Origin of the sequence: Gillisia sp. Hel_I_86, from assembly GCF_007827275.1 — a bacterium.
Lineage (GTDB): Bacteria > Bacteroidota > Bacteroidia > Flavobacteriales > Flavobacteriaceae > Gillisia.
This window is the reverse complement of the sequence record NZ_VISE01000001.1, coordinates 3,939,366-3,951,155: the sequence shown is the minus strand read 5'-3', so window position 1 is coordinate 3,951,155 and position 11,790 is coordinate 3,939,366. Positions and strand designations below refer to the sequence as shown.

The following is an 11,790-nucleotide window of genomic DNA, read 5'->3' as shown; positions in this document are numbered from 1 at the left end:
TTGTCACCTACAGAATTAAAAGAATTTCTAGATTCCAAAGTTGTTCAATACAATAATTTCGATTTTATTGAAAGCGATCCTATAAGTATCCCGCATAGGTTTTCCCTCAAGGAAGATATAGAAATAGCGGGTTTTTTGGCAGCTACCATTGCATGGGGAAATAGAAAAAGTATCATAAAAAATGCAAATAGAATGATGGCTCATCTCGAAAATTCTCCTTATGACTTTGTGATGAACCATGCTGAAGAGGATCTGGAACCTTTAAATGATTTTGTCCATAGGACTTTTAACGGCTTGGATTTCAAGAGTTTTATTAGAAGTTTGAAACATGTTTATACGCATCATGATGGTTTGGAAGCAATATTCTCCATCCCGACGAATAATGGATCCCTACAACCACATATTTCTAATTTTAAGCGTGTTTTCTTTGAAATCGATCATCTGCCCAGAACCAAAAAGCATGTGAGTGATCCACTAAAGGGATCGGCAGCAAAAAGAATAAACATGTACTTACGGTGGATGATACGGAAAGACAATGCAGGGGTTGATTTTGGAATTTGGAAAAGCATTTCTCCAGCACTTTTATCCTGCCCTTTAGACGTGCACTCTGGTAACGTTGCTAGAAAATTGGGTTTATTGGGGAGGAAGCAGAACGATGCAAAAGCTGTTTTGGAGCTAGACCTTTCCTTAAGGAAATTGGATAAAGAAGACCCTGTAAAATACGACTTTGCCCTGTTTGGGCTAGGGGTGTTTGAGAAATTTTAATGCTGGACAATTTCACCATCAACCATAGTCAATTTTCTATCGGCCATGTTGGCCAATTCCTCATTATGGGTAACTATTACAAAGGTTTGATGGAATTCTTCCCTAAGCCGAAAAAATAGTTTGTGCAATTTTTCTGCAGATTCACTGTCCAAGTTGCCAGAAGGCTCATCGGCAAAGATTACGGACGGATTATTTATTAAAGATCGTGCTACGGCAATTCGTTGTTGCTCCCCGCCACTTAATTCTGCTGGTTTATGATGCGCTCTCGGGGATAAATTCAGGAATTCCAACAACTCGTGAGCACGTTTTTCTGCATTTGCTTTAGAAGTTCCTTTTATAAAAGCAGGAATACAAATATTTTCCAAAGCAGTAAATTCCGGCAATAATTGATGGAACTGAAAAATAAAACCTACCTGTTCATTTCTAAATTTAGAAAGCTGTTTGGAATTCTGAGAGTAAATATCTATTTCATTTACTTTTAAAGTACTGTCCGGTTTTTTGTCTGGTTGATCTAAGGTGCCTAAAATATGCAAAAGGGTAGTTTTACCAGCGCCAGAGGCTCCTACGATAGATACTATTTCGCTTTTGGCAATATGTAGATTAACCCCTTTTAGTACGTGAAGGTCTCCGTAATATTTATGAATGTTGTTTGCGTAAATCATGACTTTAATAAAATAAATGTTTCAATTTTAAAATTGAAAACAGTGGTCTTACCCTTTAAATATATTTTTCGCATTATTATAATCTATATAATAAATGAGTCTCAAAGATAGATTTTGTCTAAGATCTTGATCGAATAAATTTTGTAAACTTTCGGTAAACTTGATATCACTCTGTTTATCAAAATTAAAAATTGAATTTCTATATAATAAGATTGCTTCACTGCCAAGGGCAAACTGCCAGCTGTAACTAAGGTCAAAATTCCATATATTAAAGTTGGCGTTGGGATCATTTGCTTCGGTTACTTCATAATAAAAAGGGGTTAGGCCCCCATTATCTTCCAACAAACTAAAATTGTCTTCTTTAAAATCTGCTACCGACCAAAAATTTCTAAAACTCAAATTTAAAGCTTGTTCTGTATTAAAATTATAGCTGGCCTGGATAGAGTTTTCTATACTTTGCACATCCCGCAAGCCAAAGATCTCTTTCTTGGGTTCCAATGCCACAAAACTATTTCTGTTATTGGTAATAGCATACTTAAGATTATAGATCATCGAAAATTTATCATTGAATCGAAATCTCGGACTTATATCAAGTCTTATATTTTCCTGATCGTGTTGAAAGTAGCTTCTGTAATTTGCACTTATATCTATTGCAAATTTCTTTCGGTAATCTGAAGAAATAAATCCATCTGCGACCATATTTGAAGGATAATTCACATATTTCCCAACTCTTCTGGCTTCAAAAAAATCTTTTCTATCTGTATTATACTTTATAAAACCCCCAAAAGCAAATCGTTCTAAAGTAACTGCAAAAAAGTTAGCTCCAATTCCAGAAGAGGTTTCAATATCTGGAATATATCGCCGTTTATGATCTGCGAATATTCTAAGGTAAAAGGTGTTTAGTAGCTTGGTAGGCTCAAATATCCTATACGAAGTGTTAATTCTGAAGTCGTTATAATTATTTGTGAAATTCAATCCCAGATCATTAATATCGTAGGTTTCGTTGGCAAACTCATGGTTTATCCCATATCGAATATTTCCTTTTGTCCTATCTATAGAAAATTCTGAAGCAAACCCGGTTAGATTTTGTTCCAGTGTGTTCACATTGCTCATTTTAGCTTGACCGGAATAATTAAAAGAATTCTTCTTGTTGTTTATGTCGAATAGAAACCCCGTTACGTTTCCATCCCTTGCATGTCCATTTCTGGTAACATTGGTGTTTATAAGGGTAATAGAGGAGTTCTGATTGTATTGCTGGTCCAATACCACGATGTTATAATTGGCGAAAGGTTCGGTTATAATTTTCCTATTGGTACCGGTCATCGTATCTCCAATAATAGCTTCGGTCTCTTTGGTAATTGCATTGAAAAAACCAACGCCCAATCCGCTTTCGGTTCGTCCGGAAATCTTTACCGCATTTAGAAGATCTGCTTTGTCGGGGTTCTCTACAAGGATCTCATTATCCAATAATTGAGCTTGGGCATTATTAAACCCTAGGGGAGTATCTCCAATACGACGTGAATAAAAAAGATTGCCTTTTGTGAACAATTCGGTACCTTCAGTAAAAAAAGCCCTGTTTTCCCCATAAGCTTGCTCGAATGGCCCTAGATTTAATTCCACTTTATCGAATGCTGTTTGTCCGAAATCTGGGATCAAAGTGGCGTCCAAGGTAAAGGCATCGGAAATGCCATATTTAAAATCGAGCCCTGCGCTAAAGCTACTTTCGGTATTGTCTTTAAAATTATCAACTTCGGCAGAAGCGTATGGGTAAAAACTCAATCTAACAGGAGGGTCAATGTTTTTTATACCCGTTAATAGGCCATTGTATTGGGTATCCTTACCAATGGATTTATCTATATAGTTCCAGGTATAAACTTCATTCAAGTGCAATATCTTTCTTCCAAATTGAATGCTCCATAATTGTTCTTCCTTTTTTGGAAACCTTAAGGCAGCGTAGGGAATTTTTATTTCTGCATACCAACCTTTATCATCATAAGAGATTTCTCCTTCCCAAACCACATTGTAGCTATAATCTTCGTTATTTCCAGACATCTTGGCATCTGCAATGGCTCCCGCAGATGTAATTACAAATCTGGTTTGGTTCTCACCGTCATTATAAGTATTGATATCGATCAAGAAAAAATCTGATTGTTTTATATTGTCCCGTTGGGTAAATTGCCGCAAGATCCTTGAAGGTTCATTGTCTATCATAGAAGCAGCAATATAAATAGCTTCATCATCATAAGCCAGTTTTACCCTAGTTGGGTGAGTTGTCCTGCTGGGAGTTCCATCGCCTGGCTCTGACATCACAAAATTAGAAGCTTCAGGAATTTTATTCCAAATAGTATCATCTAGAACGCCATCTATAAAAGGAGCTGTAGCAATTCTTGATGCTTCGTAAGTCTTTCTTGAAATTTCCTGCGCTAACTTGTTTTGAGCCTGTAATGTAAAGAGGGGCAAACAGACAAACAAAAGAAAAATTTTTCTTAGCAACATAAATAACATCTAAAATAATAGGAATCCTTGGAAAGTACAACATTACAAAAGAATGACTAGTAATTTTCAACAGCACCCAAATAATCGTTAAAACCCCCAGTTTTTTTATTAAATCACTAATTTTAAATAATATTTGTAATATATGGAAAATACAGAATCTAAAATAGCCACTCTTGCGGGAGGATGTTTTTGGTGTACTGAAGCTGTTTTTGAAAGAGTGGAAGGAGCAAGCAAGGTAATTCCTGGATTTACAGGCGGACAGATTAAAAACCCCGCTTATAGAGAAATAATATCTGGGCGAACTGGACATGCCGAAGCTATTGAAATTCATTTTAATCCTGAAATTATTTCTTATAAAGAATTATTGTTGATATTTTTTAGCACCCATGATCCCACTACTTTAAATAGACAACAATATGATAAAGGAACTCAATACAGAAGTGCTGTATTTTATCATTCTGAAGAGCAAAAGCAAGACGCTGAAGCAATTGTGAAGGAACTCGAAGATGCAAACGTGTTCGAGGATCCAATAGTAACCGAGATTACCCAAGCTACCGTTTTTTATAAGGCCGAAGCTGAGCACAAAGAATATTACTCGAACCACAGACAACAACAATATTGTCAGGTAATTATCGATCCCAAGATCAAAAAATTACAGCAATTATTTGCTGATAAAATAAAAAAGGCCAAAATATAATATGTATCGATTTTTTGAAGAATATAGCGAGGAAGTTACTGAAGATCTTACCAATAACTTTAAACAAATAATCAATGGGCTAGGGGAGGATACGTCTCGCGAAGGCATTTTAAAAACTCCAGAAAGGGCTGCAAAAGCAATGCAGTTTTTAACCCAAGGCTATGATGCAGATCCTGTTAAGATCCTTAATGATGCCATGTTCAACGAAAGCTACGACGAGATGGTGGTTGTAAAGGATATAGAGGTTTATTCCTTATGCGAACACCATATGTTGCCATTTTTCGGGAAAGCGCATATTGCTTATATCCCAAATGGCAAGATTGTAGGTTTAAGCAAATTGCCAAGGCTTGTAGATGTTTTCGCCAGAAGGCTGCAGGTACAAGAACGTCTTACACATGATATTTTAGAATGCATTAATAATACCTTACAGCCACAGGGTGTAGCTGTTGTTATCGAGGCGCAGCATATGTGCATGATGATGCGGGGAGTGCAAAAACAAAATAGTGTAACCACAACTTCGGGATTTAGAGGACAATTCAAGCAAATTGAAACCAGAAATGAATTTTTGAAACTCATAAGTTCCGATCTAAAATAAGTGGCATTTTTTTTGCTTTATTCTAGGCATAAAACTTAAAAACCGATGAAAAACTTAAAAAATAAATTACTAATAAAAGGATTAATGTACGATGCAGTGGGGATGGCAACCATGGCAATTCCATTAGTTGGTCCTTTTCTAGATTTGGCCTGGGCTCCATTTGCAGCAAAAAAAATGTCTGAAATGTATCCTGGAAAAAAGGGAAAAATAGCTTCTATACTGGTATTTATTGAAGAGATATTACCCTTTACAGATATCATTCCGTCATTTACACTCATGTGGTTGTATACGTTCGTTTGGAAAAAAGCACCAATGGAAAATGAAATTATTATTGAAGCTGAAATAGTGTAAAAGTTACTTTCCAAAATATAATATTATTTATATCCGTTTTTTGTCCTAATAGCGCTTTCGTCACCCTGAGACCTGCGATAAAAATTTATCTAGCGTAGGAAATTGACGTATAAAGGATGCTGAAACGAGTTTAGCGTGACGGGAAAAATAGTATCGTCACCCTGAACTGGTTTCAGGGTCTCCTATTTTGTATTTTGGGCCACTTATAAAATATGTCAATGGTAATTTATTTCAGGGTCTCTATTTACTATATTGATTATTAGCGTAATAAGATTCTGAAACAAGTTCAGAATGACATTAATTATTATTTATATTTTACGGAGATACAATATAATATTAAAAAGCCTCCTAGTTTTTAACATAGGAGGCTTTTTATGTTTAAAATTTGGTTTGAATACCTAGGGATATATTCCTGCCCATATTTGCTATTCCATCAATTTTTAAACGGGATAGGTGGGAAATATAGTTTTTATTTAAAAGGTTGTTCCCACTAAGCCTTAGTTCCAAAGGTAATTTGTTCAGAAAAATAGTTCCTCCAATTCCTGCGCTCACCAAGGTATATCCGTTGGTGCTTGTTTCAAAATCACTGATTTTATTTTGTGCACCCGTAGATTTTACGGTCACAAACGAATAATTATTGGAAAAACCTTTTAACTGACTTAGTTCTACCCTTAATGTGTTGGTAAAAGAAACTGCTGGTATAAGCGGAAGGCTTTCTCCATTGTCTTTTTCACCAATTACAAGTTCCACACTGCTTTCTAGGTGCAACCAATCTATAGGATGCGGGTGCAGGTGAAAACCAGCCTCTCCTCCATATAATCTAGCATTATCCTGGGTATACCCAAAAACTCTATTTTCTTCCATAAAAGCATCGGTGGGAGCAATAAAAATATAATTGTTGATCTTGTTGTAAAAAGCATTTCCAAAGAGCTCAAAGTGCTCGTTGCGATATTCCAAGGATAAGTCCAGCTGGATATTTTGTTCATTCTCCAAGTCAGCATTTCCAATTTCATATCTATTGGTTCCTTCGTGAACCCCATTGGAAGTAAGCTCTGCTAGATTAGGTGCCCTAAACCCAGATGCCGCGTTAATTCTTGTAACAAAATTTTCAAATAAATTGAATTTAACACCCAAGGAGCCATTATAACTTGTAAAATCACGATCTATAGCCTGAAAATACCCAGGCTCTCCCACAGTCCCATTTTCTTTGGTAGAGATATTCCTTGTGTCAAATCTCAACCCTCCTTGAATATCCAGGTTTTCTAAATGATAATGTGTAGTTCCCAAAACCCCAAAATCACAGACGGAAGCATCTGGAACCAATAATTCCTCTCCAAAGTTCTTATTTGTTTGGAACAAACCCTGTACCCCAAAAATAGTTTCAAAATTTCCCCAAACAGGGGTGTCGAATTTAAGGTCGTAATTCAAAGTTTCCAAATGCATATCCAAAGCTGGATCTGGAGACCCTTCTTCAAATTCTTTTCTGTCATTAAAAAGATATCCCACCTTTAGGTCTACACTGGAATTTTGAAGAAATATTTTATTGGTAAGGCTTGCAATATGGTTATCTAACTTCTGGTAAGGAGAAATTAAATCTTTTGAAGGAGATTGCTCACCAATTTCCTCAGGGATTCCAATATAGGTGTTGTTATAATTGTATCTAAAATCCCCTTTATATTTAGTGTCTTGATATCCAACTCCTGCTTTTAGATCTTTCTCTTCGAAACGGGTATTGGTAACCCGGACCCCCTTACCCGTTTCATAATCACTGTGCACGGCATAATTACCACGTACTAAACCGCTCCACTTTTCTCCAGAAGTTTTTAAACCTAGATTAGCTTCAGTGCCAATGGTATTCGTGAAATAATTATAACTCGCGTCTATGGTGGTGCTATCAGTTTGAGCGTATTTTTCAGGAGTTAAATACAACACCCCACCTAGGGCATCGCTTCCATATAATAAAGACGCCGGTCCCTTTATAACCTCTACACTTGCTACCCCACTAGGACTAACTCCCAAACCATGTTCATCGCCAAACTGTTGGTTTTCCAATCGTACTCCCTGGGCATATACCAAGACCCTGTTTGCACTTAAACCTCTTATCACCGGTTTACCAATTCCCGCACCTGTAGTTATACTTTCTACACCAGCTATTTGGGTAATTCCTTCAGCTAAGGTTACAGCCCCTGTTTTTCTAAGATCCTCTAAAGATTCCCGTTCAACTTTTACCACATTTTCACTTTGGAGTTTATGAAAAGGGGTAGAAACAATTACTTCCTCCATTTCTATAGCAGATGGTTGTAATTCCATAATTATGGAATTTTCTGAAGGGGAGGTAAAATTCATGGCTTTTGTGGTATAGCCTATAAAGGAAACCACCATGTTCCAATCCCCTGCTGGGATATTGGATAGTTGAAATTCCCCCTCTAAATTGGTGATGGTTCCTTTTTCCAATTTTGAAATATAGATATTCCCCCCCATTATGGGCTCTTTGGTTTCGAGATCTATAATTTTACCGGAAATGGGGTTTTGCGAATATGTTGAAATACATATTGCGAATAGCAATATGCTAAAGATTGATTTTATCATTATAAACAATTAAGTGATTTAAAATTGCAACATTTTAGAGGTTGCGAGAAAACTATTTATCCATTCTGGTAAAAGGCAGGTGGGCCTCTTAAAGAAAATGATAGTGTCTGGAAATCACTTAAAAATTCGTAAGAATCAAAGAATTTTTTATTTGGAAGTAAAACTTCAGCTAGATCGAAATTGAAAAGTTGAAATTTTATTACAGGGGTTGGGTGGAAATTACAGAATTCACAATCTAGCGTAGATTGGTGAAGGTGGGTAGTGCTATGATCATTGCATGCAAAATTGAAATCATGCGCAAAAACGTGATTAAAACTCAGAATAGAGGGAACCAACATCATAAATGTCAATCCTAAGACCCCGTATTTCTGAAATACATTCAAATTAATCCTGATTTAAATAACGTCCAAAGCCTAATCTAGTAAGCATCTTTTTTTCGAAGGCCCAAAAGAATTCAAATTGACCAAATACCCATCCGAAAAGAACTAACAGAACTTGATAGATAGGGAATATTAAAAGTATTCTTAAAGACCAATAGATATACCAAGGAGAAGTTTCTTGATAAATTCCGAAGAATTCACAAACCGGAGCTGCCAACTTAGCTGCAGAAGAGCCAGTGATGGCAAAAACCACAAAAATTATAATAAGTTGAAAATTAGTAGCAATTCCCCAACGTTCTTTTAATTTCTTCATGCTACAAATATATCACAACACTTTGCAATTAAAAAAAACTTGGGCTTATATTCGAGTTGGCACACTAAATTGTTGGTTATATTCCCTAGAAAAGAACACAAAATAATTATAGAGCATATAGTTTACCTCGTATCCATAATCCACAAAATTGTCATAATTTATTTCTTGAATGTAAAGATTGGGATTATACCTAAAAGGTTGGATCACCCGATTGTTATATTCCTGAACCAAGAATTTGTTTTTATTCTCAAGATAAGATTGTGAGTAATAACCCCTTGGTTTTGCAATACTATTAATAAACAGGTTGAAGCCGGGTTCTATAATAATAATCTCATATTCTAGACTGTCATTTGCAATACGAACAGTATCGTTGGCATTTGCAGTGATCTCCTTTTTAGTGAAACCCCTGTCTTTGGTAGCGCTACAGCTATATATAAAAATCCCTAATACAACTATGTATATTAAATTTTTCATTTTCATTTTGTTTAAATATTATCAAAAATTGTTCCCATTACACCTGTTCATACTTGTAATTGAGGAGGTTCAAATCCTTTTCAAAATAGAAATGAATGGATATAAAAACATGATTTTTGAATAGGCCATATTTGAATTTACAACTTTTATATTGAAGCTGGACTTAAGGAAATTGGAAATAGATGCTTGTTAATTTTACTGTTTCAGAAGAAGCCTTGACTTTTATAACCTACAACTTATACTTTTTCGCTCTTGAAAATCGAGATGATCTGCGCCGCCAACTCCATTCCAATTCTATCTTGTGCTTCCAATGTGGCAGCTCCAATATGTGGGGTCAATGAAATTCTTTCGTTCATTAAGACTTTGATTGATGGAGAGGGTTCATTTTCGTATACATCCAAACCTGCAAACGCAACTTTACCATGTTCCAATCCATCCAGTAAGGCTTCTTCATTTATAAGTCCGCCTCTAGAAGTATTTATAATACCAACTCCATGTTTCATTTGTTCAAATTCCTTTTTACCTAGAATGGCTTTGGCTTGTGTAGGAACGTGAATACTAATAAAATCTGAATGTTTTATAAGATCTGCAACAGGTTCAGTTTTAATGGGAACGTTTACAACTTGATTGTTATAAAATTTGAGGGTTATATCTAGTTCCCCCACATGATCGTCACTGGCAATCACTTTCATGCCAACTCCAAGCGCAAGTTTAGCCACTTCTTTTCCAATTCTTCCCAAGCCAATGATCCCAAGGGTTTTCCCTCTAAGTTCTGTTCCCGCAGAATAATTCTTCTTTAAATCCTTGAAATGTGAATCCCCCGAAAGTGGCATATTTCTATTGGAGTCATGTAGATATCGAACCCCACCAAAAAGATGGGCAAAAACCAATTCGGCTACAGATTCGGAACTGGCGGAAGGCGTATTTATTACTTTTACATCTTTGCTTCGCGCATAAGAAACATCTATATTATCCATTCCAACACCTCCGCGCCCAATAACTTTTAAACCTGGGCAAGCATCAACAAGATCTTTTCTTACTTGGGTGGCACTCCTAACCAGAAGTACCGTTATCTTTTCTTCATTTATAAAATTTTTCAGTTGCTCTTGGGCAACTTTCATGGAGATCACTTCAAAACCGGCATTTTCTAGTGCTTTAATACCACTTTTTGAAATCCCGTCATTTGCTAAAATTTTCATGCTTTCTTTTTCTGTTATTGAATTCATATAGCGTTCTATGCTAAAATAATTTTTATGCTTTTCTTTCCAGATCACTCATAACATCCACTAAAACCTGAACGCTTTCCAATGGCAGCGCATTGTACATTGAAGCCCTATAGCCTCCAACACTTCTATGTCCATTCAATCCATTAATTCCGGCTTCTTTAAGCATGTTCTCAAATTCTCCTTTCAGGGATTCTTTGGTTAAGTTAAAGGTGGCATTCATAATGGAACGATCTTCGGTGGCAGTATATCCTTTAAATAGTGGGTTTATATCTATTTCTGAATAAAGTAAAGCTGCCTTCTTTTCATTCTTTTCTTCTATGGCTTTAATTCCGCCTTGGGCTTTTAACCATTTTAAAGTTAGAAATGAGACATATACTGGATATACCGCTGGAGTATTGAACATACTGTCTTTCTCTATATGCACCTTGTAATCCAGCATAGAAGGGATTTGTCTGGTGACTTTTCCCAAAAGATCTTCTTTAACGATCACAAGAGTAGTTCCAGCAGGGCCCATGTTTTTTTGAGCTCCAGCATAAATTAAATCGAATTTTGAAAAATCCAGTTCCCTGGAGAAAATATCGCTGCTCATATCGCATACCATAGGTTTTGGAGTGGTTGGAAACGCCTTCAGTTGAGTTCCATAAATGGTATTGTTGCTGGTGCAATGAAAATAATCTACGTCTGTAGGGATCATATATCCTTTTGGGATATAACTGAATTTTTTGTCTTCAGAAGAAGCTACTATATTGACCTCTCCAAACATCTTCGCTTCTTTGATCGCCTTGCTGGCCCAAGTTCCAGTATTTAAATAGGCGGCTTTTTTCTCTAAAAGATTATAGGCAACCATCAAGAATTCCATACTTGCACCTCCTTGTAGAAAAAGGGCTTTATAGCCTTTTCCTTCCAAGCCGAGCAATTCCAATGCCAGTTGTCTTGCATCTTCCATTACAGCAACAAAATCTTTGCTTCTATGCGATATTTCCAGGATGGATAAGCCGGAATTGTTAAAGTCTAAAACTGTTTGTGAGGCTTCCTTAAAGACTTCCTGCGGAAGTATACATGGCCCTGCACTAAAGTTGTGTTTTTTCATAAAAATGTAGTTTATAACAAAGATGCTAAAAGTTCCTGTAATTATGTGTTATTAAAATTATAATAGGTGAGTTGGAAATTCAGGGAAAATTTTGAAAATCAGGAATTATTGAGAATTTCTCTTATAGGATTTTTGTATATCCGTTTTTTGTC

At 36.0% G+C, this 11,790-nt stretch carries 11 protein-coding genes; 4 read left to right on the top strand and 7 right to left on the bottom strand.

The genetic code is table 11. The features are described 5' to 3' along the window. Entirely contained in the window at positions 1-765 is a 765-nt protein-coding gene (locus tag JM83_RS17645) for a TIGR02757 family protein (protein ID WP_144963405.1), read from the top strand. On the opposite strand, the gene JM83_RS17640 is transcribed toward JM83_RS17645, so the two are convergent. Both JM83_RS17640 and JM83_RS17635 read right to left on the bottom strand, forming a co-directional pair. Continuing rightward, a complete protein-coding gene (locus JM83_RS17640) occupies positions 762-1,427 on the bottom strand; it encodes an ABC transporter ATP-binding protein (RefSeq protein WP_144963404.1) in 666 nt (221 codons plus the stop codon). The two genes, JM83_RS17645 and JM83_RS17640, sit on opposite strands and share 4 nt — an antisense overlap. Positions 1,428-1,475: 48 nt before the next feature. Then, complete coding sequence (locus tag JM83_RS17635; RefSeq protein ID WP_144963403.1) at positions 1,476-3,923, bottom strand: DUF5916 domain-containing protein; 2,448 nt, start codon at positions 3,921-3,923, stop codon at positions 1,476-1,478. Between the two features lie 142 nt (positions 3,924-4,065). Here JM83_RS17635 and msrA point away from each other — a divergent pair, with 142 nt between their 5' ends. From msrA to JM83_RS17620, 3 genes are read left to right on the top strand one after another with little or no spacing between them, the layout of a single operon-like run. After that, positions 4,066-4,620 carry a peptide-methionine (S)-S-oxide reductase MsrA gene (gene msrA, locus JM83_RS17630; protein ID WP_144963402.1) on the top strand — a complete coding sequence of 185 codons (555 nt, stop codon included), beginning with the start codon at positions 4,066-4,068 and terminating at the stop codon, positions 4,618-4,620. Position 4,621: 1 nt separating this feature from the next. Next, positions 4,622-5,215, top strand: coding sequence for a GTP cyclohydrolase I FolE (folE, locus tag JM83_RS17625; protein WP_144963401.1), 594 nt, complete (start codon positions 4,622-4,624; stop codon positions 5,213-5,215). Between the two features lie 45 nt (positions 5,216-5,260). Continuing rightward, positions 5,261-5,566: a hypothetical protein gene (locus tag JM83_RS17620; RefSeq protein WP_144963400.1), complete on the top strand. Its 306-nt coding sequence runs from the start codon at positions 5,261-5,263 to the stop codon at positions 5,564-5,566. Positions 5,567-5,944: 378 nt separating this feature from the next. Here the strand turns inward: JM83_RS17620 and JM83_RS17615 are convergent, their stop codons facing one another. The 5 genes from JM83_RS17615 to serC form a co-directional block, all read right to left on the bottom strand. Beyond that, entirely contained in the window at positions 5,945-8,155 is a 2,211-nt protein-coding gene (locus tag JM83_RS17615) for a TonB-dependent receptor (protein WP_144963399.1), read from the bottom strand. A 384-nt stretch (positions 8,156-8,539) separates the two neighbouring features. Further along, positions 8,540-8,848 carry a DUF6787 family protein gene (locus JM83_RS17605; RefSeq protein WP_144963397.1) on the bottom strand — a complete coding sequence of 103 codons (309 nt, stop codon included), beginning with the start codon at positions 8,846-8,848 and terminating at the stop codon, positions 8,540-8,542. Positions 8,849-8,893: 45 nt separating this feature from the next. Beyond that, positions 8,894-9,322: a DUF6146 family protein gene (locus JM83_RS17600; protein ID WP_144963396.1), complete on the bottom strand. Its 429-nt coding sequence runs from the start codon at positions 9,320-9,322 to the stop codon at positions 8,894-8,896. A 236-nt stretch (positions 9,323-9,558) separates the two neighbouring features. After that, on the bottom strand, positions 9,559-10,521 hold the full coding sequence (locus tag JM83_RS17595; protein WP_144963395.1) for a D-2-hydroxyacid dehydrogenase: 963 nt from the start codon (positions 10,519-10,521) through the stop codon (positions 9,559-9,561). 52 nt (positions 10,522-10,573) lie between these two features. Then, complete coding sequence (serC, locus tag JM83_RS17590) at positions 10,574-11,638, bottom strand: 3-phosphoserine/phosphohydroxythreonine transaminase (RefSeq protein ID WP_144963394.1); 1,065 nt, start codon at positions 11,636-11,638, stop codon at positions 10,574-10,576. Positions 11,639-11,790 lie beyond the last annotated feature (152 nt).

Bases quoted from the DNA above. Each gene is read 5' to 3' on its own strand.
- msrA (WP_144963402.1), top strand. From the start codon at position 4,066: ATGGAAAATACAGAATCTAAAATAGCCACTCTTGCGGGAGGATGTTTT.
- serC (WP_144963394.1), bottom strand. From the start codon at position 11,638: ATGAAAAAACACAACTTTAGTGCAGGGCCATGTATACTTCCGCAGGAA.
- JM83_RS17600 (WP_144963396.1), bottom strand. From the start codon at position 9,322: ATGAAAAATTTAATATACATAGTTGTATTAGGGATTTTTATATATAGC.
- JM83_RS17595 (WP_144963395.1), bottom strand. From the start codon at position 10,521: ATGAAAATTTTAGCAAATGACGGGATTTCAAAAAGTGGTATTAAAGCA.
- folE (WP_144963401.1), top strand. From the start codon at position 4,622: ATGTATCGATTTTTTGAAGAATATAGCGAGGAAGTTACTGAAGATCTT.
- JM83_RS17635 (WP_144963403.1), bottom strand. From the start codon at position 3,923: ATGTTGCTAAGAAAAATTTTTCTTTTGTTTGTCTGTTTGCCCCTCTTT.
- JM83_RS17605 (WP_144963397.1), bottom strand. From the start codon at position 8,848: ATGAAGAAATTAAAAGAACGTTGGGGAATTGCTACTAATTTTCAACTT.
- JM83_RS17640 (WP_144963404.1), bottom strand. From the start codon at position 1,427: ATGATTTACGCAAACAACATTCATAAATATTACGGAGACCTTCACGTA.
- JM83_RS17620 (WP_144963400.1), top strand. From the start codon at position 5,261: ATGAAAAACTTAAAAAATAAATTACTAATAAAAGGATTAATGTACGAT.
- JM83_RS17615 (WP_144963399.1), bottom strand. From the start codon at position 8,155: ATGATAAAATCAATCTTTAGCATATTGCTATTCGCAATATGTATTTCA.